The organism is Nocardia sp. NPDC004151 (assembly GCF_042874235.1).
In the GTDB taxonomy this organism is placed as follows: Bacteria; Actinomycetota; Actinomycetes; order Mycobacteriales; family Mycobacteriaceae; genus Nocardia.
In genome coordinates, this window is record NZ_JBIAMR010000002.1 from 253,323 (window position 1) to 279,881 (window position 26,559).

Consider the following 26,559-nt stretch of genomic DNA (forward strand, 5'->3'; position numbering starts at 1 on the left):
GGTAAGGGTTATGGTGCGGAATGTGAGCGAGACAGTTGCACAGCCCGGATCCCAGCCCGCCGCGCGTCCGGTCAAGGACGCGTCCACGGTCATGCTGGTGCGCGACGGCGCGCACGGGCCCGAGGTGTTCCTGCAGCGCCGTGTCGGCGGCATGGCCTTCGCCGCCGGGATGACCGTCTTCCCCGGCGGCGGCGTCGACCCCTCCGACGCGTCGGTCGCCCTGGACTGGGCCGGACCCGACGCCGCCTGGTGGGCCGAGCGATTCGGCATCGACGCGGGCCGCGCGCAGGCGCTGATCTGCGCGGCCGTCCGCGAGACCTTCGAGGAATGCGGCGTGCTGCTGGCCGGTCCGACCGCCGACACCGTGGTCACCGACACCGCCGTCTACGCCGAGGCGCGCGGGCAGCTGGAACGCCGCGAACTGTCCTTCGCCGAATTCCTCACCCGCGAGAATCTGGTGCTGCGCGCCGACCTGCTGCGCCCCTGGGACAACTGGATCACCCCGGTGATCGAGCCGCGCCGCTACGACACCCGCTTCTTCGTGGCCGTGCTGCCGCAGGGGCAGCTGGCCGACGGCGCCACCTCCGAGGCCGAGGTCGTCACCTGGTGCACGCCCGCCGAGGCCATCCGCCGCTGGCACGAGGGTCTGGACGTGCTGCTGCCGCCGACCTGGACCCAGCTCGCGGCGCTCGGCGAATTCGCCTCCACCGCCGAGATTCTCGCCGCCGACCGCACCATCGTCCCGATCATGCCGGTCTACGACCCCGAGGCCGAGGGCCCGGCGCTGGCCTTCCCGGACGCCGACCGCTACTTCGCCGAACTGCCGGAAAACGCCCGCATCCGGGGCTCGCAGCGACCCGAGTAGGTCGGTAGCTCAGTGTTGCGGCGTGGCCGCGGCCCACACCAGGCTCCACAGCATGGCGCTCACCGCGAATCCGAGGGCCACGGCCGCGGCCACCACGTGGGCCTGGATTCCGACCCCGACCGTGACCGGCAGCCCGACCTGGATCAGTGCCACCGCGAACACGCGCAGCCAATACGACGGCGGCGGTTCGGGTTCGGGCGGGCGCTCCGCCGAGCAGAAGGGGCATCGGCTCGCCACGACCGGCAGGGTCGAGTCGCAGCTGGGGCACCACATGTCACGCATAAGAACTCCACGATCGAGCACGCCCGCACGGGCGGAGGGACACCCTATCCAGTGCCCGAAGTAGGGTGATCGGCTGTGGCCGAATTCGTGACCGTGGACCGGGGCGTGGCAGAGGGTGTCGCGGTGCTCCGCATCGCCCGCCCCCCGATGAATCTGATCGATCTGCAGGTGGCGCTCGAGGTGGCGGCCGCCGCCGACGAGATCGCGGCCGACGGGTCGATCGCGGCCGTGGTGGTCTACGGCGACGCGCGGGTGTTCAGCGCCGGCGACGAGCTGGCCGAGCTGGCCCGCCTCACCCCGGAGCAGGCGCAGGCCGTGGTGGCGGACTTCCAGTCGGCGCTGGGCTGCCTGGCCCGGTTGCCGCAGCCGACGGTCGCGGCGATCAGCGGCTACGCGCTGGGCGCGGGGCTGGAACTGGCGCTGGCGGCGGATCGCCGCATCATCGGCGACAACGTGAAACTGGGTCTGCCGCAGATCAAAGCCGGGCTGATCCCGCTGGCGGGCATTCGCCGCCTGAGCCTGCTGATCGGGCCGTCGCACGCCAAGGATCTGGTGTACAGCGGACGTTTCGTGGATCCGAAGGAGGCCGCGGCGCTGGGCCTTGTCGACGAGGTGGTGGCGCCCGACGATGTGTTCGCCGCCGCACTGCGCTGGGCGGGGCAGTTCGCGGGTGGTCCGGGTGCGGCGATCGCGGCCGCGAAACGGGTCTTCGAGGCCGGTACACATGGTCATGATCGGGCCCGCCGCGAGTGGGCTGACCTGTTCGGAACCGAGGATCAGCAGGTTGGAACACGTTCTTATTTGGTCGACGGACCGGATGCGGTCCCGTTCACCGGTCGTTCAGTGGCCCGATAACACCGCTCACCGGGCTATTCATTAGGCTTGCCTGCATGACAGTTGGTCCTGAAGACCCCGCGCCGAACCCGCACGCCACCGAGGCCGAGGTCCAGGCCGCGTATAGCGACAACAAGCTCGCCCAGGTCCTGTATCACGACTGGGAAGCCGAGACCTACGACGACAAGTGGTCGATCTCCTACGACGAGCGCTGCATCGAGTACGCCAAGGGTCGCTTCGACGCCGTCGCCCCGTCCGCCGAGCTGCCCTACGAGCGGGCCCTCGAACTCGGCTGCGGCACCGGCTTCTTCCTGCTGAACCTGATGCAGGCGGGCGTGGCCGAGCGTGGCTCGGTCACGGACCTGTCGCCGGGCATGGTCAAGGTCGCCACCCGCAACGGCCAGAACCTGGGCCTCGACGTCGACGGTCGCGTAGCCGACGCCGAGACCATCCCCTACGAGGACGACACCTTCGACCTGGTCGTCGGCCACGCCGTGCTGCACCACATCCCCGATGTGGAACTCGCGCTCAAGGAGTGCCTGCGCGTGCTGAAGCCGGGCGGTCGCTTCGTCTTCGCCGGTGAGCCGACCACCATCGGCAACATCTACGCGCGTCGCCTGGGCCAGGTCACCTGGAAGGTCACCACCACGGTCACCAAGCTGCCGTTCCTGAGCGGCTGGCGTCGCCCGCAGTCCGAGCTCGACGAGTCCTCGCGCGCCGCGGCCCTCGAGGCCGTCGTCGACCTGCACACCTTCGACCCCTCCGACCTGGAGCGGATGGCCCGCAGCGCGGGCGCCGTCGAGGTGCAGGCCAAGACCGAGGAATTCGCCGCCGCCCTGTGGGGCTGGCCGGTCCGCACCTTCGAGGCCGCCGTGCCCGAGGAGAAGCTGACCATCGGCTACCGCATGGCTCAGTACAAGGCGTGGCTGGCGTTCTCCGCCCTCGACGAGAAGGTGCTGCGCCACGTGGTGCCCCGCCAGTTCTTCTACAACGCCATGATCACCGGCGTGAAGCCCGGCGCGTCCGCCAAGTAGGCCGACTCCGCGAAACTCCGTGGGCTACGCCTTCACTCGCGACGACATCGCCTACCTCTCCAGTGCCGCCGGCGCGGCGGCTCTGGCCGAGGTGGGCGATGTCGCGCTTTCCTCCGCCTCGCTCCTCAAGGATCTGGAGCGCATCCGCCGCGGGCACGGCGACCGGGCCGCGGCCCTGGTCGAAACCGTCCGCCTGCGCCGCCGGGCCACCGCCAAACTGGCCGACGCCGGGGACTGGCTGTTCACCGACGACGCCCTCCAGCAGGCGACCCCGTCGGCGGTGGCCGCGCACCGCGCCCAACGGCTCGCCGGGCGCACCGTCCACGACGTCACCTGCTCGATCGGCGCGGAACTGGCCGCGCTCGCGGCGGTCTGTCCCGCCGTCATCGGCAGCGACCTCGACGACATCCGGCTGGCCATGGCCGCCCACAACGCCGGGGCGCGAAATGTGCTGCTGGCCAAGGCCGACGCGCTGGTTCCGTGCAGCACCGCCGACGTGGTGATCGCCGATCCCGCCCGCCGCGCCGACGGCCGACGCACCCACGATCCGGCCAAACTCCAGCCGCCGCTGCCGGACCTGCTCACCGCCTACTCCGGCCGCGACCTGGCCGTGAAATGCGCTCCCGGACTGGATTTCGACACCCTCGGCTGGTCGGGCGAGGTCGAGGTCGTCTCCCTCGACGGCGCGGTCCGCGAAGCCTGCCTGTGGTCACCGGGTCTCACCGAACCGGGCGTCACCCGCCGCGCGACGGTCCTGTCCGCGACGGCCGACCCCTGGACCCTCACCGATGCCGCCCCCGATGACATCCCCGAACGCGAGCCGGGGGAGTGGATCATCGATCCGGACGGCGCCGTCGTCCGCGCGGGCCTGGTCCGCCATTACGCCGCGAAACACGGCCTGTGGCAACTGGATCCCCGCATCGCCTACCTCACCGGCGACAAGGTCCCCGCCGGCGTCCGCGGCTTCCGCGTCCTGGACCGCATGGAATTCCGCGAGAAGCCCCTCCGCGCCGAACTCCACCGCCGCGACTGCGGCCCCCTCGAAATCCTCACCCGCGGCGTCGATATCGACCCCGACGCCCTGCGCGCCCGCATCAAACCCCGCGGCTCGGTGCCGCACACCCTCGTCGTCACCAGAATCGGCCGCGCGGCAACGGTTTTCCTCTGCTCCACCCCCTAGGGCCTCAGCCCTGATAGGTCGCGTGCGTCGGCCGCATCACCAGCACGACGCGATCGGGGTGGTCGCCCACGGGCTTGTCGTAGGGGAGTCCGTAACGCTGCGCGAGGACATCGAAGAATTCGCCCTCGGCATCGGTGTCGACGCGTTCGATGACGCCCCGGATCTCGAGGTAGCGGTACGGGGCCTCGGGATCGTTGATGCTGACCGCCACGTGCGGGTCGCGGGCGGTATTGCGGTGCTTGGCCCGGGTCGTCGTGGTGGTGAAGCGCAGGAACTCCCCGTCCCAGATCTGCCAGATCGGGGTGACCTGCGGCGTGCCGTCGGGATTCAGCGTCGCCAGGTGCGCGAACAGGGGCCGGGTGAGCAGGTCGGTGTACTGCTCGGGAATCACGCTGCGGGACATGCGCACGCCTTTCGAGACGGTAGAGATGACATTGGAATATGAGAGCGAAGATAGATTAGAGCTCTAACGATCGTCAAGGTTCTAACAAGGAGGTGAGCTATCATGCCGGGGTGACGTCGATGCCGGTCGAAGAGCGCCTGGGGACCTATATCAAGCGCGCCGAGCAGGCGCTCATGGGCGCGAAGAACGCCGCCCTCAAGCCCGCGGCCGTGACCATCCCGCAGTACGCGGCCCTCTACGTCCTGAGCGAGAACCCGGGCATCTCCGCCGCCGAACTGGCCCGCCGCTGCGGCGTCACCCCGCCCACCATGAACACGGTGCTCACCAACCTGCGCGAGCGCGGCCTCATCGAGCGCACGCCGCACGAGTGGCATCGCAATGTGCTCGAGACCCGGCTCACCGACGAGGGTCGCAAGGTCATGCGGGCGGCCGACAAACGCGCGGTCCCGGTCGAACGGGCACTCGCGGCGGAGTTCACCGCGGCCGAGCGCGCCGCGCTCATCGACCTGCTCGAGCGCGCCGCCACCGTCCTCGAATCGGTCCGTCCGGACTGATCGCTACCGGGCGTCGTCCGGCCGGTCGGCGGTGACCGTCTCGAAGTCGGCGACGAATCGGGTGAGCAGCCGGGCGAATTCGGTGCGGTCGCGGTCCGGCCAGCCGGCGGTCGCGGCATCGAACGCGGCCTGCCGATTCGCGTGGGCACGGTCCAGGGTGGTGCGCGCGGTGGCGGTGAGGTGCAGGTGGACGCGTCGCGCGTCGGCCTGATCGGCCCGTCGTTCCACGAGACCCTCGGCGACCGCCCGTGCCACCAGCCGGCTGGCCCGCGGCTGGTCCACGCCCAGGGCGGTGGCGATATCGGTGACCACCACCTCGCCCTCGCGGGCCTCGACGGCGTCCAGCACGCCGAACAGGGTCGGATCCACGGCCGGGCCCCCGGCTCGGGCCGCGAGCTTGTTCAGTGCGCGCCGGCTCTGGCTGCGGCGAATGGCCACCATGGCGCGCTCGATGGCGACGATCGCGGGGTCGCTGTCCTTCACCCTTGTCATCCTACAGTCGCTTGTTAAAATACATACACATGTACTTTGACAAGTATTAGGAGACGAGCATGTCCTACGCCCCGAAGTTCCTGGGCTACTGGCTCAAGCGCATCGACAAGACCCTCGAGGACAATTTCGCCGCGTTCCTGGCCGCCGAGGGCCTGCTCCGCCGCCACTGGCAGACCCTGCACACGCTCGCCGGCGGCCCGCTCGACACGGCGGGCCTCGACGCCGCGCTGTCCCCGTACCTCGACGCCCACGACCCCACCGCCGCACCGTATGTCGGCGCGCTGGTGGATCGGGGCTGGGTCGCCCGGGACAGCGCGGGGACCTACGTGTTGACCTCGGAAGGCGTCGCCGCGCACGCGAAACTGTGGGAGCGCATCCGAATTCAGCGCGCGGCCGCTACCGAGGGTCTCAGCGCCGACGACTACGGCACCCTGCTGGACCTCCTGCAACGCGTGGCGGCCAATGTCGACGCCCACGCGCAGACGCTGCGCGCGGACGGGGCTACTTCGTCTCCGGCTTGAACACGAACAGCTCGCCGATCCGGGTGGCCACCACGACCTCGCCCTTGCTGCCCACGGCGGTCGCCACGGTGGTGCCCTCCGCACCCGGAAGATCGTTGGACTGCACCGTCGCGCCATTGCGGGTGTCGAAGGTGACCAGCGTCAGCTTGTCGCCGATCGGGGCCACCGTGTAGCCGGTGCCGCCCGCGGTCTGGACCGGGCGGCCGCGCAGTTCGAGATCCTTTCGCTCCCAGGCGATCTCGGCCTTGTCGCCCTGATCGCGCAGCGCCATCAGGTGGCCCTCGTCGCCGGCGGGCACCAGCAGGCCGTCCGCGACGGAGATGCCGCCGCGCGCCGGGAAGCCCAGGTCCCGAGTCCATTTCGTCTTGCCGGTGGCGGCGTCCACGGCGATCAGGCGGTTGGTGTTGTCGCCGACGTAGACCGTCGAGCCGTCGGCCGAGAGCGCGGGACTGGTGGCGCTGCCCTGGTCGAGCAGCTTCGCGTCCCAGTCGACGCGAACCTCTGTGCCGTCGTAGGTGAGCGCCACCAACGCGGCCGCAGTGTCACCGGGCTTCCATACGGTCGCGTAGAAGCGGCCCGACTTCTGGTCCACCGCGGACACATTCGCGATGGGGCACTGCGGCCCGCCGGTGGCGCAGTCGTCGAGGCCCTGCCCGTCCGGCGGCCGGCTGAGCGAGGGGTTGGCCAGGAAGTCGGGTTCGCCGAGCAGCTGGAAGGTCGGGACCTGGCGTTCGCCGGTCTGCCGGATCAGGACGTCCACCTGCCCGGACTGGGTGACCGAGAGGACCTTTCCGTCCCCGGTGAACTGCACCGACACCGGCGTCCCGGCGGCGGGGGTGCGCCAGCGCGGCTGACCGAGGTTGTTGAACGAGTTCACCGCGCCGTCGTCGCCGACGTACACATTGCCGCCGCCGTCCACCGCCGCACCGCCGTCGACGGCGCTGGGTCCCAGCGGATTACAGAAACGCTTACGGCCCGTCGGCATCTGGAACGACAGAATGTTGCAGCCGGTGGCGCGGGTGGTGACGTACAGCTGCCCGTCGCCGCCGATGGTCACCGGCTGCGCGACCGGACCGCCCACGGGCCGAGACCAATTCAGCGCCAGATTCCGCGACCCGGTGACCGAGCTGGACCCGCTGTTGCGGGCATCCCCGAACGCCATCGGCCAGCCCTTGCCGGGTCCGACGCCGATATCGTCGACCTTGGTACTGCCGTACGAGCACCCCGTCAGTGCGAACAGCCCGGCGCCCGCCAGGGCCAGCACCGTGGACCAGGTGCTCGAGCGTCGATCACGTCCGGTCCGCCGCCTGCCGTTTCGCACCTGCTGGTGTCCCTTCTGCCAGTACGGAAGTCTGAGGATTGTCGCCGGGTTGCCGCAGCCGCAGCCCTGCCGTTGCCACAGCCGGAGCACAGCCTACTTTCGTGCCCGTGGAAGGGGACGGATACCCTCGTTGAAACGACCGGTGAACACAGGGAGTAGTTCGTGACGAGCATGTGGGGCGCACCGCTGCGCTCGCGTTGGCGGGGTTCGCGCCGCCGGGATCCGGAGCAGGCCCGTTTCCTCACGCCCGCGTCTCTGAAGTGGGTCCTCGCCAATCGCGCCTACACGCCCTGGTACCTGGTGCGCTACTACCGGCTGTTCAAGTTCAAGATGGCCAATCCGCACATCGTGCTGCGCGGCATGGTCTTCCTGGGCAAGAACGTGGAAGTCCACGCCACCCCCGAGCTGTCCCGGCTCGAGATCGGCCGCTGGGTGCACATCGGCGACGGCAACGCCATTCGCTGCCACGAGGGTTCGCTGCGCATCGGCGACAAGGTGGTGTTCGGCAAGGACAATGTCGTCAACACCTACCTCGACATCGAGATCGGCGAGTCCACCCTGGTCGCCGACTGGTGCTACATCTGCGACTTCGACCATGTCACCGACGACATCAACCTGCCCATCAAGGATCAGGGCATCGTGAAGTCGCCGGTCCGCATCGGCCCCGACACCTGGATCGCCGCGAAGGTCACGGTGCTGCGCTCCACCCGCGTCGGCCGCGGCTGCGTGCTGGGCGCGCACGCCGTCGTCAAGGGCGACTACCCCGACTACTCCATCTGCGTCGGCGCGCCCGCCCGGGCCGTGAAGAACCGCAAGGAGACCTGGGACGCCGCCGCCGAGGCCCGCGCCGCCCACCTCGAGGCGCTCGCCGACATCGAACGCAAGAAGAGCGGCGTCACCGCCTCCTGACTGTCACCCCGCGCGGGTAGGTTCACGGCCATGCACCGCTACGCCGCCTTCCTGCGCGGGATCATGCCCACCAACCCCAATATGCGCGGCGAGAAGCTGCGCGGCGTCTTCGAGGGGCTGGGTTTCGAGAAGGTCAGCACCTTGCTGGCGAGTGGCAACGTGGTCTTCCGGACCGACGACACCGACGTGGCAGCCCTGGAATCGGCCATCCAACAGGCGCTCACCGCCGAACTGGGCATCCCCGGCGGGACGCTGATCCGCACGCAGGCCCAGCTCCGGAAGCTGGTCGACTCCGACCCTTACGCCGGTCTCACCCACGGCCGCGAGACCTATCTGACGGTCACCTTCGTGCGTGAGCACCCGAAGTCCATCCCCGATTTCGAGGGCTCCGCGGTCCGCGTCGTCCGCTACGACAAGCCCGCCGCCGCCCTGCTCACCGTCATCGACAACACCGATCCCAGCACCACCGGCTTCATGTCCACGATCGAGAAGGCCTGGGGCAAGGACATGACCACCCGCACCTTCCTGACGGTTCAGAAGACCCTGAAGAAGATGGACGCCTAGGGTTCTCGCCGACCGGTGGCGCGCGATAGCGTGGCTGGGTGACTCTCGGTTCTCGGGCTGTACTGGCCGCGCTGGCATCGTGCGCGTTGGCGGGGTCCTTCGCGGCGACCGCGCACGCGACACCGTCCGACGGTGTCACGGGGGTGATCCTCGCGCGCACCACGATCGGGGACACCGAGTACATCCTGCGCGAGATCACCATCGTCCCAGGCGGTTCCACCGGCTGGCACTATCACGACGGGACGCTGTACGCGGTCCTGCGCCAGGGCGAGCTGAGCCATTACGGACCCGATTGCGCGATCGATCAGGTCGGCGGGGCGGGGACCGCGTTCGTGGAGCGGGCCGGGGCCGGGAATGTCCATCTGGAACGGAATCTGGGGACCGAGTCGCAGATTCTGGACGTGCTCTACGTGCTTCCCGCGGGGAGTCCGCTGTCGGAGGACGCGCCGAATCCGGGTTGCTCGTTCAACTGACACCGGCCTCGACTTAGAACTCGTTCCAATTCGAGGCGCAGACGTGCCCGAGGGAGATCCGAGCGGCACCGCTCAGTACGGCTGGTTCGGATCCCGTTCCGGCAGTGGACGTTCCGAGATGACCGGGCGGCCGACCGGGTTGCGGACCCGGCGCTTGGCGCCCTGATAGACCAGCGCGGTCTCCTGCGCCACCACATCCCAGGCGAAGTCGGCGGTGAGGCGTTCGCGGGCGGCCCAGGCGCGCTCCTGCGCGGCGGCCGCGTCGTCGAGCACCGAGATGACCGCTTCCGCAACGCCGTTCACGTCGGCCGGTTCGAACGAGGCGCCGGTGACGCCGTCGGTGACCAGGTCGCCGAGCCCGCCCGCGGTGGAGGTGATCAGCGGGGTGCCCGCGGCGGCGGCCTCGAGGGCCACGATGCCGAAGGGCTCGTAGCGGCTGGGCAGCACGATGGCGTCGGCGCTGTGCAGCCAGCCGAGCAGATCGGTGTGGTCGAGCTTGCCGACGAAACTCACCGCGCGCGCGACGCGGTGGGCGCGGGCGCGTTCCCGCAGCCAGTCGAACTGGGTGCCGATACCGGCCACGGTGAGCGTGGTGCCCGGATGCGCCTTGCGGATGCGCGGCAGCGCGGCGATGGCGTCCTGGATGCCCTTCTCGTATTCGAGACGGCCTACATACAGCAGCCGCGGCGGCCCGGAGCGGGGGGCGCGTTCGCGGAAGGTCCACGCGCCCACGTCGATTCCATTGCGGATCACCGTCATCGGCACCTTCTCGGCGCCGTAGAGCCGGTGCACCTCGTCCTTCATGGATTCCGAACAGGTGATGAGCGCGTCGGATTCGTGGGCCAGCCACCACTCCACCGAGTGCACCTGCCGGTTCACCCGGCCCGAGACCCAGCCGCTGTGGCGGCCCGCCTCGGTGGCGTGGATGGTCGATACCAGCGGCACGTCGTAGTACTCGGCCAGCGTGATCGCCGGGTGCGCGACCAGCCAGTCGTGGGCGTGCACCACGTCGGGAGTCCAGCCCTCGCCGATGCCCGGCTTGTTCAGCGCGATCCCGGCCCGCACCATGGCGTGCCCCATGGCCAGGGTCCAGGCCAGCATGTCCTCGCCGAAGTCGAACACCGGCGGATCCTCGGCGACCGCCACCACCAGCACGCCCTCCTCGATGAAGGAGTGCGTGGGGTGGGTGGTGGCGTCGGTGCCCATCGGCCGGCGCGCCAGCACGACGACTTCGTGCCCGGCGGCGGCCAGCTCGACGGCCAGGTGATGGACGTGGCGGCCCAGCCCACCGACTACGACGGGTGGGTACTCCCACGACACCATCAAGATCTTCATGCGGGTCCTTCTGAAGCGGGGCCGAGCCTGCGCGCATCGAGCGCGGGGAAGAGTCCGTCGGCCGCGTACCATCCTGCCGCCAACTGACCCGCTTTGGCGAGTTGCCCGGCCGTCACCGCGGCCGCGATCTCGCGCACGGCGTGCGAGTGTTCATGGGCTCGATCACGCGCGTACCCGGCCGCCGAATCCTTCGACACCATGAACGCCCAGTCGCTGGAGACGGCCAGGATCGCCTCCCGCAGCAGCTGGTCGGCAACCGTGTCGCGCAACCCGTATCGGGTGTTCTCGACCGTTCCGGCGTCCACCCGCATCTTGTCGAGGGTGTCCAGCGCGAGCCGCACCACCTCGGCGTTGAGCTGGACCAGATCGGACACCTGGTCCCCGGCCCACACCCGCCAGTCCTTGCCCGAACCCCAGGAGGAATCGGCCAATTCGACGCGTTCGCCCACGTAGCCGCGGGCCCGCGCGTCCGCGAGGGTGCCCACGGTGACCCCGGCCTCGGGCAGCGCGCGCAACACCTGCTCGAGCCACTGCGGGCCCTCGTGCCACCAGTGGCCGAACAATTCGGTGTCGAAGGCGGCCACCACGAGGGCGGGCCGGCCGATGCGTTCCGACTCCGAGATCAGGCGCTCGCGCACGGTCGCCACGAAGTCCGCGACGTCCTTGCCGATGGCCGCCGAGGCGAGTTCGGGATCGTAAGGAGCCTTGTCAGGGCCCGACACGGTCTTGCCGGTGACACGTGCGGGCTTCAATCCGGTGGCGTGGTCATAGTGATGGAAATCACGGTAGTAGGGCTGCCCCGGGTACCCGGATTTCGGCGACCAGACGCGATAGCTCACCGCGAGATCCCGGCCGAAGGCCACCACATCCGAATCCCACACCGGCCGGCCGAGCGTGGTGTCGCCGCGCAGCGCGGGACCGTCCACCATGAAGTGCGAGATGCCGACCTTGTCGTAGGTCTGCTCCATGCCGGGGGTGAACCCGCACTCGGGCGCCCAGATGCCCGACGGCGTGTGCCCCCAGCGCGCCCGCGCGTCCGCCAGGCCCTCGACGAGTTCGAACTCGCGCAGCCGCGGATCCAGCAGCGGCTGGAACGGATGCGACAGCGGCCCGCCCAGCAATTCGATGGCCTCGGCGTCGATGAGCTCGCGCCACACCGGCGAGGCGCCGTGCATCCAGCGGGTCTCGAAATCGTCGAGAGCGGCTGCGGCGAGCCGGTGTTCGTGCCGCCCGAGCGCGACATTGCCCGCCATGGAGGCCTCGTCGGCGCGCAGCCGCCAGTTGCCCAGCCAGTGGTGCATGCCCTCGAGGCAGTGCGGGTCGTCCAGCTGCGCGGCCAGCACCGGCGTGATGCCCAGGCTGATCAGATGCGAACGGCCTTCGGCGGCAAGGGTTCTGAGCACCTTCGCGACGGGCAGGTAGGACGCGGCCCAGGACTGGTAGAGCCATTCCTCGCCGACCGGCCAGCGCCCGTGATGGGCCAGCCACGGCAGGTGCGAGTGCAGGACCAGCGTGAACTGGCCCGGCACCGGGGAATTCGCGTCCGTCACGGCTTCACCGCGACGGCCAGCAGGTCGAGGCTGGCGTCGATATCGCGCTCGGAGTCGGCGAGCAGTGCGAAGTCGTCGATGGTCACCGCGGCGACATCGGCGGCCAGGTCGGCGGGCCACGGCTCGCCCGCCAGCGCCCGCTCGATCTGCGCGTCGATGATCGACCCGCCCCACTTCTCGTCCAGCGCCACGAGTTCGGGCCCGTGGAAGATGCCGGCCATCAGTTCGACGGTGAACCCGGCCTCGACGAGCAGTTCGGTCATCTCGGCGGCATTGAGCTCACGCGTGTGGAAGGGGTTGAGCGGCGTGTCGCGTCCGGGAGAGAAGGTGATCCGGTTCGGGGTGGAGATGAGCAGCTTGCCGCCGGGCCGCAGCACCCGCAGGCATTCGCGCAGGAACTGCGCCTGGTCCCACAGGTGTTCGATGACCTGGAAGTTCACCACGATGTCGACCGAGGCGTCGTCCAGCGGCAGCGCGGCCAGGTTGCCCTGCACCATTTCGACGCGCGGGTATTTGGCGCGCACGTGCGCGACCGCGCTGTCGTCGTAGTCGAGGCCGGTGACACGCGCGGCGACGCCGGCGATCATATTGGCCCCGTAGCCTTCGCCACTGCCCGCCTCGAGCACGACCTTGCTCGCGCAGCGGTCGAGCATGCGCACATAGGCGATCTCGTGGCGGCGGAACCAGTAGTTCTCCTCGGCGATGCCGGGCACCGTCCGCTCGCCGGTCAGCGGCAAGGGATCGGTGTGGTTTTCAACAGGTCTCACGGCCTCGCTCATTGCTCCGACGTTAGCGGTTGCACATATCACACCCGCGACCGGATCAACCGATGTAGAAAGTCACACGCTAAGTTACCCACGAGTAACTTAACGTAGGGTAATCTCCCGAACGAGCTACTTGTGGACGTACGGCAAAACTCGTGCGACCGCCACACCCAGTGCCACCAGAACAGGAGGTCGACGAAGACCAATGCCGAACATCGTCGTACTGATCAAGCAGGTTCCCGACACCTGGTCCGAGCGCAAGCTGACCAGCGGTGACTACACCCTCGACCGCGAGGCCGCCGACGCCATCCTCGACGAGATCAACGAGCGCGCCGTCGAGGAGGCGCTGTTGATCAAGGAGGCGCAGGGCGGCGAGGTCACCGTGCTGGCCGCCGGCCCCGATCGGGCCACCGAGGCCATCCGCAAGGCCCTCTCGATGGGCGCGGACAAGGCCATCCACATCAACGACCCGGCGATCCACGGCTCCGACGCCGTGCAGACGTCCTACATCCTGGCCGCCGCTCTGGGCCAGATCGAGGGCATCGAGCTGGTCATCGCGGGCAACGAGGCCACCGACGGTCGCGCCGGCGCCGTTCCGGCGATCATCGCCGAGTACCTGGGCCTGCCGCAGCTGACCCACCTTCGCAAGCTGACCGTCGACGGCGAGCGCATCGCCGGCGAGCGTGAGACCGACGAGGGCGTCTTCAAGCTGGAGGCCACCCTGCCGGCCATCGTCTCGGTCACCGAGAAGATCAACGAGCCGCGCTTCCCGTCCTTCAAGGGCATCATGGCCGCCAAGAAGAAGGAAGTTCAGACCTTCACCCTGGCGGATCTGGGCGTCGACCCGGAGACCGTGGGCGTTGCGAACGCCGGCACCCAGGTGACCGGTGTGACCCCGAAGCCGGCGCGCACGGCGGGCGCGAAGATCGTCGACGAGGGCGAGGGCGGCAACCAGATCGCCACCTACCTCGTTGGTCAGAAGATCATCTAAGACCGCCCCCGAGCGAACGAACTTCAGGAGAAAGAACAATGGCAGAAGTACTCGTGCTCGTGGAGCACGCTGACGGTGCGCCCAAGAAGGTCACCACCGAACTCCTCACCGCCGCCCGCAGCCTGGGCACCCCGGCCGCCGTCGTCGTCGGTGCCCCCGGCACCGCGGACAAGCTGGGCGACGCGCTGGCCGCGGCCGGCGCCGAGAAGATCTACGTCGCCGAGGGCGATGACGCCGAGGGCTTCCTCGTCACCCCCAAGGTCGACGTGCTGGCCGGCCTGTCCGAGTCCGCCTCCCCGGCCGCGATCCTGGTCGCCGCCACCGCCGACGGCAAGGAGGTGTCGGGTCGCCTGGCCGCTCGCATCGGTTCCGGTCTGCTGATCGACGTCATCGCCGTGAACGGTGACGGCTCGGCGCAGCACTCCATCTTCGGTGGCGCGTTCACCGTGGACGCCAAGGCCACCGGCGACGTGCCGGTGATCTCCGTCCGTCCGGGCGCCATCGAGGCCGCCCCGCAGGCCGCCGCCGGCGAGAAGGTCGTCGTCGAGCTGCCCGCGCAGGAAGAGGGCGTCACCAAGGTGATCTCGCGTGAGCCGAACGTGGGCGGCGACCGCCCCGAGCTCACCGAGGCCGCGATCGTGGTTTCCGGTGGCCGTGGCGTCGGTTCGGCCGACAACTTCGGCAAGGTCGTCGAGCCGCTGGCCGACGCCCTCGGCGCCGCTGTCGGTGCTTCCCGCGCCGCCGTCGACTCCGGCTACTACCCGGGCCAGTTCCAGGTCGGTCAGACCGGTAAGACGGTCTCCCCGCAGCTGTACGTGGCCCTGGGTATCTCCGGCGCCATCCAGCACCGCGCCGGCATGCAGACCTCGAAGACCATCGTGGCCGTCAACAAGGACGAAGAGGCCCCGATCTTCGAGATCTCGGACTACGGCATCGTCGGCGACCTGTTCAACGTCGCCCCGCAGCTGACCGAGGCGGTCAAGGCCCACAAGGGCTGATTCGCCTTCTGGTGAGAGCACAGTGAATGTCCCCCGGCCGAAATCGGCCGGGGGACATTCCTTTTCGTTGCGGGGAGTGGCGTGGCCCCGGTTTCGGGGGCCACAGGAATTCAGGGCCCAGGGGCGCGCCGGATTCCGGCCAATTCTGAAACGTGTTCCCTTACCTTGTGAGGCGGCTCGGCACAGGCTCGGGCCATGGCTCCTCGAAAGGTCGTGCACCATGCGCACTCTCATCCTCGCCGGCATCGCCGCGGGCGCACTGCTCGCCGGAATCGGCCCGGCGGCGGCCGCCCCGCTGCCGCTGATCGATGCCTCGGGAACCCCGGTGGCGACCGACACCGCGGGCACCGGCAACAGCTCGACCGGCAGCGCGACGCAAAGCGCCGCCGGGATCGCCGGACTCTGGTGCATCCTGACCAACGGCCACTGCTGGAGCGATGGGGGTCCCGTCGGCTGACCGACTCTGCCGGTTCGCGGGCACGGCGGGTGGAAGCAGTGCGGGCGCGCCGTCATAAACTGACGCGGTGCTAGGGCGATTCGATCCTCGGCGTCGGCAGGCCGAGCCGGTCGCCCCTGGGAAGGCCGATACCGCAGGCGATGTCGATCTGACCGGCATCGTCACCGCATTCCATGCCGACCTCGCCGAATGGCTGGGCGCGGACGCGCCGCCGAAGGTGTTCGACCGCGTCTCGGGGCAGCTCGACGAGGAGTTCACCTCGATCGTCACCACGGGGCAGACCGTGGATCGGGAGACGCTGCTGGCCGGTTTGTGGTCGGCGCGAAACCTGCAGCCGGGGTTGGCGATCGAGGTCTCCGACGTCCGGCAGCTGGCGCGCAGCGGGAATCTGCTGGTGGTGCGTTTCGTCGCGGAGAATCGGATGGGCGAGCTCCGGACGGCGCGGACCGTGACGGCGGCGCTGGTCACCGACGGGCGGACGTATCTGTGGCGGACCGTGCACGAGACCGCGACGCCCGCGCACACCTGATGGCGGGGCGGCGCGGGCTCGGGCAGGCTGGACCGATGCCGATCTCATTGCCGCCCGACGTGGCCGCGACCATCGAGACGAGTTTCGGGGAGCGGGGGCCGCGGTGGCTGGCCGCGCTGCCGGGGGAGGTGGAGAAGCTCTGTGCCGGCTGGGGGTTGGAGGTCATCGGGGCGAGCTTCACGGGCGGGACGCACTCGTGGGTCGCGCCGGTGCGGCGGGGCGACGGGTCGGTCGCCGTGCTGAAGGTTCCCGTGGTCGACGAGGAGAACTGCGGGGAGCCGACCGGGCTGTACTGCTACGGCGGGGACGGGGCGGTGGGGTTGTACGAATTCGATTCCGGCAGTGGCGCGATGCTGCTGGAATGGGCGCGGCCGGGGACGGAACTGCTGTATCAGCCCGGATTTCCGAGTCTCGAGGGACGGGCGGAGCACATCGGCAAGGTGGAGCAGGCGTGCCGGTTGTATCGGCGGCTGCGGCGGGAACCGGGGACGGTGCCCGCCGGGTTTCCGGAACTGCCGACGGCCGCCGGGATGGTGGCTGAGTGGGAGGGGATGTTCGGCACGCCGGAAGCCGCTGTGGCCGAGGTGATTCCGGCGCGGCTGCTCGATCTGGCCATCGCGCGCTGCGGCGAGCTGACGGTGCCGGACGGTCCGCTGCTGGTGGTCAACCGCGACACCCACCTGGGCAATATCGTTGCGGCGGAACGGGAGCCGTGGCTGCTCATCGACCCGAAGGCCTACCTGGGTGAGGCCGCCTTCGACGCCGGATTCCTGGTGATGATTCAGGTGCAGAGCGATCCGGTGCCGGAGCACGCGCGGGCCGTGGTCGAGCGGACCGCGACGGCCCTGGGTGTGCGGCCCGATCGCGCCCGGGCCTGGGCGTTCATGCGGTCGATGGAGGAGATCGCCTGGGCCGTCGAGGACGAGGAGCCCGAGGATCTGCGACTGCATCTCGCGGTCGCGGCGGCGCTGGTGTGAAAGCCGTTGTACCGGAACGGGGTCGGTGCCGATCCAGGCCCATGGAATTGGGGGCGTCCGGGGCGGCGGATTCCGGGAAAGTTATGAAACGTCAACGATTAACTTTCTGGAGGGTGGCCGGACGGTCCGGTCGTGCGCTCCACCGAAGGGCTTCGAACATGCGAACACTCATTGCCGTGGCTGGCATCGCGACGGCGCTGGTTGCCGGGGCCGGTCAGGCGGCCGCAGCTACCACGCCCCCGACGTTGCCGGGGATTCCCACCGGGCCTGCGGTTATCGACATCGGCGCCATTCTGGGGGCCATCGCTTCCGGTTCCGCTGGTACGCCCGGGGGCAACGGCGGTCCGGGCCCCAACTGCCATTTCAACTCGATAATCGGCGAGTGGATCTGCCCGTAGGTCGACCGTTCACCCTCCCGGGCAGGATCCGCCCCGGGTGACCGGTCGCCGTAAGGGCGGCCGGAACTGTTCGCGCATGGCCGGCCGGCGGTTGGCGTCGCGTTGGACGAGCACCCCGACCGTAGTGGTCAGGAGCAGTGCAGGGCGGCCAGCAGGGTGGTGACGATGGGGGAGGGGCGGCCTTCGGCGCGGGTGACGGCGGAGACCGGGATGCGCAGGGGGTGGCCGGTGAGGCGGAGGGTGGCGATGCCCTCGGTCTGGCTGTCGGCGTAGAGGATGGTCCAGGCGTCGGGGCGGTTGATGAGTTCCATGGTGGCGGTGTGGTCGGGCGGGATGGGCGGGCCGAAGACCGGGCCGGTGGGGAGATCGGCGAAGGCGGCGCGGACCACGTTGTGCAGGAGCACCTGCTCGGACTCGGGCGGGAGCAGTAGGGGGTAGTCGCCCAATTCGGCGAGGGTGACGTCGCCGCCGCGCATGGCGAGGGGGTGGGCGGTGGAGGTGGCGATGACCGGATCCTCGACCCAGAGCTGTTCGACGGTCAGTCCGGGCTGATCGACGCTGCCGCGGATGAGAGCCAGATCACAGTCACCGTCGGCGACAGCTTGGATGCGCTGCCGGAACGGCTTGATGACGAACTCGATCTCCGCGCCCGGGTGCGCCTCACGCGCACCGGCGATGGCGGACAGTGATCTAGTTGCGAAGCTCATATTTGCTGCCAGGCGAATCCGCGGCCCGGAGGCCCGCACAGCTGCGCGAATGGCGGATTCCAGGCTCAACATTTGTTTCGCAAGGGGAAGTAGCCGAGTGGTCGCGTCGGTGGGTACGACCGATCTTGTCGAGCGTTCGAAGAGGTTCACGCCAAGGTCGCGTTCCAGCCGGGCGATCTGGTGACTGATAGCCGACTGCGAGATGAAGCAGCGGCTCGCGGCCCGGCTGAAGCTCAGCTCCTCGCAGACCGCCACGAAGTAGGCGAGTTGGCGCAGCTCCACCGGATTCTCCAATTCATGATCAACGTAGATAAGAGTCATCTTGATTATGCGCCCTGACCCCTGGAACAACCGCGTTCCGAATCACGGTTAGTCATGAGAGAAGGGAGCAGTCATGTACAACGTGGAGGCGGATATCGAAACCGCCGATGTCGTCATCGTCGGATCGGGCTTCGGTGGTCTCGCCGCCGCCAAACAGCTGAACAAGTCGGGCGTTCGCTACGTCCTCATCTCGGGTACCCCCGAACACCTCTTCCAGCCACTCCTCTATCAGGTTGCGACGGGTGTGCTGGCTTCCGATGAGATCGCGCCGCCCATCGCCAATATTCTGCGCAAGCACAAGCATGGTGAGACTCGTCTGGGCAAGGTCACCGCCATCGACGCCCCGAACGCGATCCTCACCTACGAGACGCCCGAGGGCCCGCGCCGGATCCGCTACGGCAAGCTGATCGCGGCGACCGGCGCCAGCCAGTCCTATTTCGGCCGTGACGATTTCGCCGACAAGACGTTCTCGCTCAAGACCATCGACGACGCCCGCAATCTGCGCGCGCAGATCGAGCGGGTCTTCGAGCAGGCCAGGACCGCCGACCCGGAGACTCGCCGCCGGCTGCTCAGCTTCGTGGTGGTGGGCGCGGGCGCGACCGGCGTCGAGGTCGCCGGTCAGCTGAAGGAACTCGCGAAAAGGTACTTCCACCTGGAGGATACGGTCACTCTCGTGGAGGGTGCGGGCGTGGTGCTGCCGCCCTTCGGCGGACGGCTGTCGGAGTATTCGAAGCGGTCGCTGGAGCAGAGCGGCGTCGAGGTGCTGGTCGACACGTTCGTGACCGATATCGAGGACGGCAAGGTCACCGTCAAGAGCAAGGACGGTGTGGAGCGCGGCATCGCCGCCGAGACCGTGGTGTGGTCGGCGGGTGTACAGGCGGGCGGCTTCGCCCAGGTGCTGGCGGAGGCCACCGGCTGTGAAACCGACCGCGCCGGACGCCTTCTCGTCAACCCGGACTGCACGGTGGGCGGTCACGCCGACATCTTCGCGATCGGTGACATGACCTTCCTCAACGGCTACCCCGGCCAGTCGCCGGTGGCCATGCAGGAGGGCCGCCACGTCGCCGACATCATCCGTGGAAAGAAGGCCGCCGCCACCCCGTTCAAGTACTGGGACAAGGGTTCGATGGCGGTGATCAACCGCTTCAACGCCGTCACCAAGCTGAACGACAAGGTGAAGTTCACCGGTTTCGTGGCCTGGGTGACCTGGCTGGCGGTGCACCTGTTCTACCTGGTCGGCTTCCGTAACCGCTTCGCCGCGGTGCTGTCGTGGCTGGTGGCGTTCATCGGCAGCGGCCGTCCCGGCTTCGGTGAGGTCGAAAAGGGTTCGGCGGCACAGGCTCCCGATCGGGAGCGCGTCGCAGTCTGACCGCTGTATCGAGAAACGAGCCGCCCGGTGATCCACCGGGCGGCTCGTTTGTCATGTGGGGAGGGTTAACCTGCGAATATGGCTGTTCCTACAACCCGATTGCTGGTGCTGGCGGTGGTGCGTCTGCTGCAACCCGTGCACGGCTACGACGTCCGCCGCGAATTGCTGTCCTGGCATGCCGACGACTGGGCCAATGTGAAGCCCGGTTCGGTGTACGGCGCGTTGAACACCCTGGAGCGGGATGGGTACATCTCGGTGGAGGACGTGGGGCAGGAGGGTGCGCGGCCGGAGCGGCGGACGTATCGGCTGACCTCGGAGGGGGAGAAGGAATTCGGGGAGCTGATGCGGGAGTCGCTCTTCGTGGCGGAGGGGTTCAAGCATCCGTATTTCGCGACGGTGGCGCTGTTTCCGCACGCGCCGAAGGAGGACGTGATGGCCGCGTTGCGCAGCCGGATCCTCCAGTTCGAGGCGCGGCTGGTGTTCCTGGAGCGGGAGGAGGCGCGGATTCTGGCGGGCAGCGGGGATCCGCGGGAGGCGGAGCCGCATCACGTGGCGGATGCGATGAATCTGGCGGCGGCGCATGTGCGGGCCGATCTGGAGTGGTCGCGGCGGACGTTGCGGCGGATCGAGAGCGGTGAGCTGGATGCATGGTCGGGATCCATGGGCGGGGCTCCGGTGCCGCCGCCGGTGAAGTAGCCCCCAACCGCGTTAGTCAAGTTTTAATAGTCAAGCTTGACTATTTGAAAAGTCGTTTCTACGGTTGTGGTGTGGATACGACAGCACCCGTTCGTGGTGAGCCCACCGACCCGGTGATCCGGGTCCGTGGGCTGGCCCGGACCTTCGCGACCAAAACCGGTGACGTGCAAGCGGTCTCCGGTATCGACTTCGACGTGCGCTACGGGGAGATCATCGGTCTGCTCGGCCCCAACGGCGCGGGCAAGACCACCACCCTGCGCATGATCTCGACCCTGCTCGCCCCCACCGCGGGCGAGGCCACCGTGGTCGGCGCGGACCTGCGCACCGAGGCGCGCACCGTGCGCTCCCGAATCGGGTACGTGCCACAGGGCGGATCGACCGGTGAGACCGAGCTGGTCGAGGACGAATTGATCCTGCAGGCCAGGCTTTTCGGTCTTTCCAAGGCCGAGGCGCAGCGCAATACGGCCGACCTGGCCAGCGCGCTGGAGTTCGACGGCCTGGAGCGGCGCAAGTGCGGGCAGCTCTCCGGCGGTCAGCGCCGGCGGGTCGATATCGCCCTGGGTCTGGTTCACCAGCCCACCCTCATCTACCTCGACGAACCCACCACGGGCCTGGATCCGCAGAGCCGCGCCAACCTGTGGGATCACATCCGGCGGCTGCGCGACGAGGGCACCACGGTCGTGCTGACCACCCACTACCTGGAGGAGGCGGACGCGCTGTGCGACCGCATCCTGGTGATGGATCACGGCACCATCGTCGCCGAGGGCACGCCCGACGAGCTCAAGCGCCGCATCTCGGGTGACGTGATCAGCCTCGAAATCGAGTCCGGCAGTGCCGATCTGGCCATGGACATCGCGCAGGAGGTGCTCGACCTGCGCTCCCGGCTGCGCACCGAGGGGCACGAGAACGGCCACGCCGGAAAGAGTCTCGTGCACCTGACCGTGGAACACGGTGACGCCGCGGTGGTTCCGCTGCTGCGCGCCCTCGGCGATCGCGGCATCACGCCGGGTTCGCTCACGGTCAAGCGCCCCAGCCTCGACGACGTATTCCTCACGCTCACCGGGCGTTCGCTCCGGGAAGGAGACCGGTCATGACATTCCTGCGCGACACGGGGCTGATCTTCTGGTCCCAGCTGCGGGCCAACCTGCGCAATCCGGTGTGGGTGATCATCGGCCTGATGCAGCCGATTATCTATCTGGTGCTGTTCGGGCCGCTGGTGAAGGGCATCGCGCCCGCTCTGGGTCCGGGCGCGGACCCGTGGAAGATCCTGACCCCGGCCCTGGTCATCCAGATCGGTTTGTTCGGTGCCTTGTTCGTCGGCTTCGGCATCGTGGGCGAGCTGCGCGCGGGCGTGGTCGAGCGGCAGCGGGTCACCCCCGCCTCGCGTGGCGCGCTGCTGCTGGGCCGGGTGCTCAAGGACATGGTGGTGCTGGTGGCCCAGGCGCTGGTGCTGGTCGGGGTGGCCGCGCTGGCCTTCGGACTGCGGCCCGACCCGCTGGGACTGGTGCTGTCGCTGGCGCTGATCGCGGTCATGGGCGCGGGCCTGGCGTCCGCCTCCTACGCGCTGGGCCTGTGGGCTCGTTCGGAGGACACCCTGGCCTCACTGCTGAATTCGGTGTCGGTGCCGGTCATGCTGCTGTCGGGCATCCTGCTGCCGATGACGGTGGGGCCGACCTGGTTGCAGAACCTGGCGAAGGTGAATCCGTTCTCGCATACCGTGGACGCGGCGCGAGCGCTGTTCCGCGGTGATTTCGGGGCGCACGAGGTGTACCTGGGGACCGCGGTCACGGTGGCGGTGTCGCTGCTGCTGATCCTGGTCGCCTCGCGCAGTTTCGCGCGGGAGAACGCCTGACCGACGCATCGAGGACACCGCTCATCGCTCCGGCCCGCACGGGTCGGAGCGATGAGCCGTGTCCCCGGTTCTTCGCTGCGGGCGAAAAGTCATTGACCTGAACAGCGCTTCAGGTTTCACGATGGCGGTATGCCTGAGAACACGAGAAGGGCCCTGGTCACCGGGGCGTCGGCGGGCTTCGGCCGGGCGGTCGCGCTCGCGCTCGCCGAGCGGAATTGGGAGCTGATCATCGTCGCGCGCGGCGCGGATCGGCTCGAACGGGTGCGGGCCGCGACCGGCGCGCACGCCATCGCCGGCGATGTCGCCGACCCCGCGGTCCGGGAGCGCGTCGCGGCGGCCGTCGGATCGCGGCGACTGGACCTGGTCCTCAACAACGCCAGCACCCTGGGCCCCAGCCCGCTGCCGAGGCTGGACCGGTACCCCCTCGACGAGCTGGCGACCGTCCTCGACACGAATGTGATCGCGCCCCTGGCGATCCTGCAACTCACCATGCCCGCCCTGCGCATGGCGGGCGGCACCGTGGTGGATATCAGCTCCGACGCGGCCGTGGGCGGCTACGAGGGCTGGGGTGGCTACGGCGCGTCCAAGGCGGCGCTGGACCAACTCACCAATGTCCTCGCCGCCGAGAACCCCACCCTGCGCATCTACAGCTTCGACCCCGGCGACATGCGCACCGAGATGCACCAGGCGGCCTTCCCCGGCGAGGACATCTCCGACCGCCCCGAACCGGAAACCGTTGTCCCGGCCCTGCTGCGCCTCCTGGAAACCCGCCCCCCGAGCGGGCGCTACCTCGCCGCGGACATGCGAGTCGCGCCATGACGATCAGCGCGAATGGGGTGGACGGACCGCAGGCGGCCGCCGAGACGTCGGCGGTTTCGCGGCAGCGGGTCGGCTCGCCGTGGTCCCGCCGGGGCGTGGCTACGGGGCCGCCCGGCCGCGGGAAGTCCGGTGGCGGTGTGGCCCTCGAATCCGCCGCCGTCGATTTCGTCCTGCCGGACGAATTGTCCGCTGCCGCTCCGCCCGAGGCGCGTGGCCTGGCCCGCGACGAGGTGCGCCTGCTGGTGTCCGACGGCCCGGCGCTCACCCACGCGCGGTTCCGGGAGCTGCCGTCCTTCCTGCGGCCGGGGGATCTGGTGGTGTTCAACAACTCCGCCATGATCACCGCGGCCGTGGACGCCGAGTACGCGGGTGCGTCGGCGGTCCTGCACTTCTCGACGTGGCTGGACGACGGCGGCTGGGTGGTGGAGCTGCGCGACCCGGCGGGCGTCCCGTGGCGCGGGGCGGCTCTGAAATCCGGTGCGCGCATTGCTCTTCAGGGCGGTCAGGTCGCCACGATGCGTGGTCCGTGGCTGCCGGATGGGGATCGACTGTGGGTCGCCGAGGTGGCCGCGGTACCCGGCGGCATCGATATCGACGTCCGGACGGTGCTCGCCCGGTATGGCAGGCCGATCACCTATTCCTATGTGGCCGAGTGCTGGTCGGCGTCCTACTACCGGACCGTGTTCGGGATGATCCCGGGCAGCGCCGAAATGCCCAGCGCCGGTCGGCCTTTCACGGAGGCGCTGGTGACGCGTCTGATCGCGGGCGGCGTCGGCCTGGCACCGATCACCCTGCATACGGGCGTGTCCTCGCCGGAGGCCGGGGAGCCGCCCAGTCCGGAGCGGTTCGAGGTGCCGGAGATGACCGCGCGGCTGGTCGAGGCCACTCGGCGGGCGGGTGGCCGGGTGGTGGCGGTCGGGACCACGGTGACGCGGGCGCTCGAATCCGCCGCCACCGTCGACGGCCGGGTCCTTCCGATGGCCGGGTGGACCGATCTGGTGCTGAGCGCCGACCGCCCGGCGCGGGTGGTGGACGGGCTGATCACCGGGTGGCATGCCCCGGGCGCCTCGCATCTGCATCTGCTGGAAGCGGTGGCGGGCGGGGAGGTGGTCCGCGAGGCGTACCGCTCCGCGCTCGATTCCGGTTATCTGTGGCACGAATTCGGCGACGCCGCCCTCCTCTTCCGGAACTGACCCGCGGCCGTTCCGGAACTGGACCCCCGGGATGCAAGCTTCACCGACGGTGGCGTAGGCTGGCATCTTCCGCGTCGCCGAGGGCTCGCCGCCTGATTCCGGCCCGCGGCAAAGGCTTTCCTACCCGCCGGTACCCATCAGGGATACGAGCGTTTGTCCTGGTAGGGAACGTTCAGAGGCGCTTCGATGAACGTCCGGTGCGGTCTGCGTCGCGTTCACCGGACTGGCATCGGCAGGTAATCCGGCGGACGCTCCGACGCAGTCTGGGACTGGCTTGATCAAGGCTATGACCACCATGGCAGCGTCGAATTCCAGCCTGCTGGCAGCCGCGTCGAAGCCCGCCCCGGAACCGCCCCGCACCACCGGACGGTCCCAGTACTCCCTGGTCGTCTCCTCCGATGCCGAGCATCGTGAGGCCGCGCAGCGCCTGCGCTACCAGGTGTTCGCCAATGAGCCGGGATTCACCATCCCCGACAACGGAACCGGCCTGGACGCCGACCGTTTCGACGACCACTGCGACCACCTGCTGGTGCGCGACGAGCTCACCGATCAGTTCGTCGGCTGCTACCGCATGCTGCCCCCGGACAAGGTGACCGCCGCCGGCGGCTACTACACCGCCACCGAATTCGATTTGGCCGCACTGGATCCCGTCGGTCACCGGATCGTCGAGATGGGGCGCGCCTGTGTGGTTCCCGACCACCGCAACGGCTCGGTGCTGACCCTGATGTGGGCGGGCATCCTGCACTACATCCAGCTCACCGGCTACGACTGGGTGATGGGCTGCGTCTCGGTCCCCATGCGGATGACGCCCGAGGACGAGCCCGGTGTGAACGTGCGCGGCGTGCGCGATCTGCTGCTGCGCAAGCACGCGCTGGACGCGGAACGCCATGTGCGCCCGTACAACCCGGTCGTGGTGGACGGCCGCGGACTGGATGAGCTGGCGGCCCCGGCCCGTCCGAAGCTGCCGCCGCTGCTGAGCGGCTACCTACGCCTGGGCGCGGAGATCTGCGGCGAGCCCGCCCACGATCCGGAGTTCGCGGTGGCCGACTTCGTCGCGCTGCTCGGCCTCGAGACCATCAACACCCGCTACCTGGAGCGCCTGCAGGGCGCGGCCAACAGCCTGGATGCCCGGTGATATCCCATGATGCCCGCTCTGCTCTCCCCCGAGGCCGGTGCGCTCTCGTGCCCGCCGGCCGAGCCCACCGCCCACTCCTGGATGCCCCACAGCCCGTGCGGCGCTTCGTGTGTCGACTCTCCCGCTGAGGCGGGCACGCTGCGGGTCGCGGCCCGCGTGCTCGGCATCGCGGGGGTGCTGCTGAGTTTCCCGATCGCGCATGTCGCCACGCCGCGTCGCCGCCGCACCGGTCTGCAGCGCCGCTATGCGCGAGCCCTGTTGGCGTGCTGCGGAATTCGGGTCCGGATCACCGACGAGCGCGCCGCCGGGGACCGTCGCGACGGCGGTGTCCTGGTGGCGGCCCGCCACATCGGCTGGACCGACATCCTCGCGCTGACCGCCGTGGAGCCCATGGGCTTCGTGGCCCGCGCGGATCTGGTGGAGTGGCCCGCGCTCGGCGACGTGGCCAAGAAGGTGCGGGTCATCCCGATCGATCGGGAACGGCTGCGCCAGCTGCCGTCGGTCATCGAGACCATGGCGGCCCGGCTCTCCGCCGGGGACCGCGTCTGCTTCTTCCCCGAGGGCACCACCTGGTGCGGTCGCGCGCACGGCACGCTGCGGCCCGCGCTGTTCCAGGCGGCCGTCGATTCCGGTGCGCCGGTGCAGCCGTTGCGGCTGCGGTATGTGAACGCCGCGGGCGAACTGTCCACGGTCCCCGGCTTCGTCGGCGTGGACTCGCTGGCGGACTCGTTCCGGCGGGTGTTGCGGTCCAAGGGCGTGGTCGCCGAGATCACCTTGCGGCCGCAACTGCTCCCGGACGCCGACCGGCACGAGCTGGCGCGGCGCTGTGAGCAGGAGCTGGAGGGCGACACCGTCGACCGTGCCTTCACCGATGTGATCCACGGCTCGGAGCACCTCGCAGCTATCGGTACCGGGGCGACGCGGCAGGCCGCGGTCGACCGGGTGTGATTCGGATCAATTTCACAGGGTATTAGGGGATTTCACCGGTTTGCGCTGAATGTCCGTTAGGGGGTCGCACAGTCGTTCGGTCTCGGGA

The 26,559-nt window shown here is 69.4% G+C and carries 30 protein-coding genes; 22 read left to right on the forward strand and 8 right to left on the reverse strand.

The window, feature by feature from the left end; translation table 11 throughout:
• Positions 1–91 precede the first annotated feature (91 nt).
• Positions 92–865, forward strand: coding sequence for an NUDIX hydrolase (locus ACFYTS_RS04775; RefSeq protein WP_357279976.1), 774 nt, complete (start codon positions 92–94; stop codon positions 863–865).
• Between the two features lie 9 nt (positions 866–874).
• On the opposite strand, the gene ACFYTS_RS04780 is transcribed toward ACFYTS_RS04775, so the two are convergent.
• Positions 875–1,102 carry a hypothetical protein gene (locus ACFYTS_RS04780; protein WP_387301368.1) on the reverse strand — a complete coding sequence of 76 codons (228 nt, stop codon included), beginning with the start codon at positions 1,100–1,102 and terminating at the stop codon, positions 875–877.
• A 120-nt stretch (positions 1,103–1,222) separates the two neighbouring features.
• Here ACFYTS_RS04780 and ACFYTS_RS04785 point away from each other — a divergent pair, with 120 nt between their 5' ends.
• The 3 genes from ACFYTS_RS04785 to ACFYTS_RS04795 are packed head-to-tail and all read left to right on the forward strand — an operon-like array spanning position 1,223 to position 4,195.
• Complete coding sequence (locus ACFYTS_RS04785) at positions 1,223–2,002, forward strand: enoyl-CoA hydratase-related protein (protein WP_357279438.1); 780 nt, start codon at positions 1,223–1,225, stop codon at positions 2,000–2,002.
• Between the two features lie 35 nt (positions 2,003–2,037).
• Positions 2,038–3,015: a class I SAM-dependent methyltransferase gene (locus tag ACFYTS_RS04790; RefSeq protein WP_357279435.1), complete on the forward strand. Its 978-nt coding sequence runs from the start codon at positions 2,038–2,040 to the stop codon at positions 3,013–3,015.
• A gap of 19 nt (positions 3,016–3,034) precedes the next feature.
• Complete coding sequence (locus ACFYTS_RS04795) at positions 3,035–4,195, forward strand: class I SAM-dependent methyltransferase (protein ID WP_387301370.1); 1,161 nt, start codon at positions 3,035–3,037, stop codon at positions 4,193–4,195.
• 4 nt (positions 4,196–4,199) lie between these two features.
• On the opposite strand, the gene ACFYTS_RS04800 is transcribed toward ACFYTS_RS04795, so the two are convergent.
• A complete protein-coding gene (locus tag ACFYTS_RS04800) occupies positions 4,200–4,598 on the reverse strand; it encodes a PPOX class F420-dependent oxidoreductase (RefSeq protein ID WP_387301372.1) in 399 nt (132 codons plus the stop codon).
• A gap of 119 nt (positions 4,599–4,717) precedes the next feature.
• Here ACFYTS_RS04800 and ACFYTS_RS04805 point away from each other — a divergent pair, with 119 nt between their 5' ends.
• Positions 4,718–5,152, forward strand: coding sequence for a MarR family transcriptional regulator (locus tag ACFYTS_RS04805; RefSeq protein WP_357279973.1), 435 nt, complete (start codon positions 4,718–4,720; stop codon positions 5,150–5,152).
• 3 nt (positions 5,153–5,155) lie between these two features.
• Here ACFYTS_RS04805 and ACFYTS_RS04810 read toward each other — a convergent pair whose 3' ends face one another.
• Positions 5,156–5,635: a MarR family winged helix-turn-helix transcriptional regulator gene (locus ACFYTS_RS04810; protein WP_387301374.1), complete on the reverse strand. Its 480-nt coding sequence runs from the start codon at positions 5,633–5,635 to the stop codon at positions 5,156–5,158.
• Between the two features lie 68 nt (positions 5,636–5,703).
• On the opposite strand from ACFYTS_RS04810, the gene ACFYTS_RS04815 reads away from it, so the two are divergent.
• Positions 5,704–6,165 (forward strand): MarR family winged helix-turn-helix transcriptional regulator, encoded by a 462-nt coding sequence (locus ACFYTS_RS04815; RefSeq protein WP_387301376.1) that lies wholly within the window; start codon positions 5,704–5,706, stop codon positions 6,163–6,165.
• Here the strand turns inward: ACFYTS_RS04815 and ACFYTS_RS04820 are convergent.
• The gene (locus ACFYTS_RS04820) at positions 6,146–7,486 is read right to left on the reverse strand and encodes a PQQ-binding-like beta-propeller repeat protein (RefSeq protein WP_387301378.1); all 1,341 of its coding nucleotides are present in this window, start codon (positions 7,484–7,486) and stop codon (positions 6,146–6,148) included. The genes ACFYTS_RS04815 and ACFYTS_RS04820 overlap by 20 nt on opposite strands.
• A 162-nt stretch (positions 7,487–7,648) precedes the next feature.
• Here ACFYTS_RS04820 and ACFYTS_RS04825 point away from each other — a divergent pair, with 162 nt between their 5' ends.
• From ACFYTS_RS04825 to ACFYTS_RS04835, 3 genes are read left to right on the forward strand one after another with little or no spacing between them, the layout of a single operon-like run.
• The gene (locus tag ACFYTS_RS04825; RefSeq protein ID WP_357279420.1) at positions 7,649–8,395 is read left to right on the forward strand and encodes an acyltransferase; all 747 of its coding nucleotides are present in this window, start codon (positions 7,649–7,651) and stop codon (positions 8,393–8,395) included.
• Positions 8,396–8,425: 30 nt separating this feature from the next.
• On the forward strand, positions 8,426–8,959 hold the full coding sequence (locus ACFYTS_RS04830; protein ID WP_357279417.1) for a DUF1697 domain-containing protein: 534 nt from the start codon (positions 8,426–8,428) through the stop codon (positions 8,957–8,959).
• 38 nt (positions 8,960–8,997) lie between these two features.
• A complete protein-coding gene (locus ACFYTS_RS04835; protein ID WP_357279415.1) occupies positions 8,998–9,432 on the forward strand; it encodes a cupin in 435 nt (144 codons plus the stop codon).
• 72 nt (positions 9,433–9,504) lie between these two features.
• Here ACFYTS_RS04835 and ACFYTS_RS04840 read toward each other — a convergent pair whose 3' ends face one another.
• The 3 genes from ACFYTS_RS04840 to ACFYTS_RS04850 are packed head-to-tail and all read right to left on the reverse strand — an operon-like array spanning position 9,505 to position 13,096.
• Positions 9,505–10,767 (reverse strand): glycosyltransferase family 4 protein, encoded by a 1,263-nt coding sequence (locus ACFYTS_RS04840; RefSeq protein ID WP_357096249.1) that lies wholly within the window; start codon positions 10,765–10,767, stop codon positions 9,505–9,507.
• Positions 10,764–12,317 (reverse strand): glycoside hydrolase family 57 protein, encoded by a 1,554-nt coding sequence (locus ACFYTS_RS04845; protein WP_357279412.1) that lies wholly within the window; start codon positions 12,315–12,317, stop codon positions 10,764–10,766. Before ACFYTS_RS04845 ends, ACFYTS_RS04840 begins: the two co-directional genes overlap by 4 nt.
• Entirely contained in the window at positions 12,314–13,096 is a 783-nt protein-coding gene (locus ACFYTS_RS04850) for a class I SAM-dependent methyltransferase (RefSeq protein WP_357279410.1), read from the reverse strand. The genes ACFYTS_RS04845 and ACFYTS_RS04850 overlap by 4 nt, the downstream gene beginning before the upstream one ends.
• 190 nt (positions 13,097–13,286) lie before the next feature.
• On the opposite strand from ACFYTS_RS04850, the gene ACFYTS_RS04855 reads away from it, so the two are divergent.
• The 5 genes from ACFYTS_RS04855 (at position 13,287) to ACFYTS_RS04875 (ending at position 17,033) form a co-directional block, all read left to right on the forward strand.
• Positions 13,287–14,072, forward strand: a complete 786-nt coding sequence (locus ACFYTS_RS04855; protein ID WP_357096241.1) for an electron transfer flavoprotein subunit beta/FixA family protein — start codon at positions 13,287–13,289, stop codon at positions 14,070–14,072.
• A gap of 38 nt (positions 14,073–14,110) precedes the next feature.
• Entirely contained in the window at positions 14,111–15,070 is a 960-nt protein-coding gene (locus ACFYTS_RS04860) for an electron transfer flavoprotein subunit alpha/FixB family protein (protein WP_357279407.1), read from the forward strand.
• A 220-nt stretch (positions 15,071–15,290) separates the two neighbouring features.
• Positions 15,291–15,527: a hypothetical protein gene (locus ACFYTS_RS04865; protein WP_387301384.1), complete on the forward strand. Its 237-nt coding sequence runs from the start codon at positions 15,291–15,293 to the stop codon at positions 15,525–15,527.
• 67 nt (positions 15,528–15,594) lie between these two features.
• Positions 15,595–16,056, forward strand: coding sequence for a hypothetical protein (locus tag ACFYTS_RS04870; protein WP_387301386.1), 462 nt, complete (start codon positions 15,595–15,597; stop codon positions 16,054–16,056).
• 35 nt (positions 16,057–16,091) lie between these two features.
• Positions 16,092–17,033 (forward strand): aminoglycoside phosphotransferase family protein, encoded by a 942-nt coding sequence (locus tag ACFYTS_RS04875; protein ID WP_387301388.1) that lies wholly within the window; start codon positions 16,092–16,094, stop codon positions 17,031–17,033.
• 526 nt (positions 17,034–17,559) lie between these two features.
• Here ACFYTS_RS04875 and ACFYTS_RS04880 read toward each other — a convergent pair.
• The gene (locus ACFYTS_RS04880; RefSeq protein ID WP_387302062.1) at positions 17,560–18,420 is read right to left on the reverse strand and encodes a LysR family transcriptional regulator; all 861 of its coding nucleotides are present in this window, start codon (positions 18,418–18,420) and stop codon (positions 17,560–17,562) included.
• 112 nt (positions 18,421–18,532) lie between these two features.
• On the opposite strand from ACFYTS_RS04880, the gene ACFYTS_RS04885 reads away from it, so the two are divergent.
• The 8 genes from ACFYTS_RS04885 (at position 18,533) to ACFYTS_RS04920 (ending at position 26,471) form a co-directional block, all read left to right on the forward strand.
• Positions 18,533–19,828 carry an NAD(P)/FAD-dependent oxidoreductase gene (locus ACFYTS_RS04885; RefSeq protein WP_387301390.1) on the forward strand — a complete coding sequence of 432 codons (1,296 nt, stop codon included), beginning with the start codon at positions 18,533–18,535 and terminating at the stop codon, positions 19,826–19,828.
• Positions 19,829–19,906: 78 nt separating this feature from the next.
• On the forward strand, positions 19,907–20,524 hold the full coding sequence (locus ACFYTS_RS04890) for a PadR family transcriptional regulator (protein ID WP_357279395.1): 618 nt from the start codon (positions 19,907–19,909) through the stop codon (positions 20,522–20,524).
• 71 nt (positions 20,525–20,595) lie between these two features.
• Complete coding sequence (locus ACFYTS_RS04895; RefSeq protein ID WP_387301392.1) at positions 20,596–21,618, forward strand: ATP-binding cassette domain-containing protein; 1,023 nt, start codon at positions 20,596–20,598, stop codon at positions 21,616–21,618.
• Positions 21,615–22,376 carry an ABC transporter permease gene (locus ACFYTS_RS04900; protein WP_357096211.1) on the forward strand — a complete coding sequence of 254 codons (762 nt, stop codon included), beginning with the start codon at positions 21,615–21,617 and terminating at the stop codon, positions 22,374–22,376. Before ACFYTS_RS04895 ends, ACFYTS_RS04900 begins: the two co-directional genes overlap by 4 nt.
• Before the next feature lie 129 nt (positions 22,377–22,505).
• Positions 22,506–23,195 carry an SDR family oxidoreductase gene (locus ACFYTS_RS04905; RefSeq protein WP_357279390.1) on the forward strand — a complete coding sequence of 230 codons (690 nt, stop codon included), beginning with the start codon at positions 22,506–22,508 and terminating at the stop codon, positions 23,193–23,195.
• A complete protein-coding gene (locus ACFYTS_RS04910; protein ID WP_387301394.1) occupies positions 23,192–24,388 on the forward strand; it encodes an S-adenosylmethionine:tRNA ribosyltransferase-isomerase in 1,197 nt (398 codons plus the stop codon). The genes ACFYTS_RS04905 and ACFYTS_RS04910 overlap by 4 nt, the downstream gene beginning before the upstream one ends.
• 286 nt (positions 24,389–24,674) lie before the next feature.
• Entirely contained in the window at positions 24,675–25,523 is an 849-nt protein-coding gene (locus ACFYTS_RS04915) for a GNAT family N-acyltransferase (RefSeq protein WP_357096203.1), read from the forward strand.
• Between the two features lie 6 nt (positions 25,524–25,529).
• Positions 25,530–26,471 (forward strand): lysophospholipid acyltransferase family protein, encoded by a 942-nt coding sequence (locus tag ACFYTS_RS04920; RefSeq protein WP_387301396.1) that lies wholly within the window; start codon positions 25,530–25,532, stop codon positions 26,469–26,471.
• The last annotated feature ends 88 nt before the right edge of the window (positions 26,472–26,559 follow it).

Coding starts and splice junctions, on each gene's coding strand:
- ACFYTS_RS04775 (WP_357279976.1), top strand. CDS start 92: ATGCTGGTGCGCGACGGCGCGCACGGGCCCGAGGTGTTCCTGCAGCGC.
- ACFYTS_RS04790 (WP_357279435.1), top strand. CDS start 2,038: ATGACAGTTGGTCCTGAAGACCCCGCGCCGAACCCGCACGCCACCGAG.
- ACFYTS_RS04800 (WP_387301372.1), bottom strand. CDS start 4,598: ATGTCCCGCAGCGTGATTCCCGAGCAGTACACCGACCTGCTCACCCGG.
- ACFYTS_RS04805 (WP_357279973.1), top strand. CDS start 4,718: ATGCCGGTCGAAGAGCGCCTGGGGACCTATATCAAGCGCGCCGAGCAG.
- ACFYTS_RS04815 (WP_387301376.1), top strand. CDS start 5,704: ATGTCCTACGCCCCGAAGTTCCTGGGCTACTGGCTCAAGCGCATCGAC.
- ACFYTS_RS04830 (WP_357279417.1), top strand. CDS start 8,426: ATGCACCGCTACGCCGCCTTCCTGCGCGGGATCATGCCCACCAACCCC.
- ACFYTS_RS04840 (WP_357096249.1), bottom strand. CDS start 10,767: ATGAAGATCTTGATGGTGTCGTGGGAGTACCCACCCGTCGTAGTCGGT.
- ACFYTS_RS04850 (WP_357279410.1), bottom strand. CDS start 13,096: ATGAGCGAGGCCGTGAGACCTGTTGAAAACCACACCGATCCCTTGCCG.
- ACFYTS_RS04855 (WP_357096241.1), top strand. CDS start 13,287: ATGCCGAACATCGTCGTACTGATCAAGCAGGTTCCCGACACCTGGTCC.
- ACFYTS_RS04860 (WP_357279407.1), top strand. CDS start 14,111: ATGGCAGAAGTACTCGTGCTCGTGGAGCACGCTGACGGTGCGCCCAAG.
- ACFYTS_RS04865 (WP_387301384.1), top strand. CDS start 15,291: ATGCGCACTCTCATCCTCGCCGGCATCGCCGCGGGCGCACTGCTCGCC.
- ACFYTS_RS04875 (WP_387301388.1), top strand. CDS start 16,092: ATGCCGATCTCATTGCCGCCCGACGTGGCCGCGACCATCGAGACGAGT.
- ACFYTS_RS04885 (WP_387301390.1), top strand. CDS start 18,533: ATGTACAACGTGGAGGCGGATATCGAAACCGCCGATGTCGTCATCGTC.
- ACFYTS_RS04890 (WP_357279395.1), top strand. CDS start 19,907: ATGGCTGTTCCTACAACCCGATTGCTGGTGCTGGCGGTGGTGCGTCTG.
- ACFYTS_RS04900 (WP_357096211.1), top strand. CDS start 21,615: ATGACATTCCTGCGCGACACGGGGCTGATCTTCTGGTCCCAGCTGCGG.
- ACFYTS_RS04905 (WP_357279390.1), top strand. CDS start 22,506: ATGCCTGAGAACACGAGAAGGGCCCTGGTCACCGGGGCGTCGGCGGGC.
- ACFYTS_RS04910 (WP_387301394.1), top strand. CDS start 23,192: ATGACGATCAGCGCGAATGGGGTGGACGGACCGCAGGCGGCCGCCGAG.
- ACFYTS_RS04915 (WP_357096203.1), top strand. CDS start 24,675: ATGACCACCATGGCAGCGTCGAATTCCAGCCTGCTGGCAGCCGCGTCG.
- ACFYTS_RS04920 (WP_387301396.1), top strand. CDS start 25,530: ATGATGCCCGCTCTGCTCTCCCCCGAGGCCGGTGCGCTCTCGTGCCCG.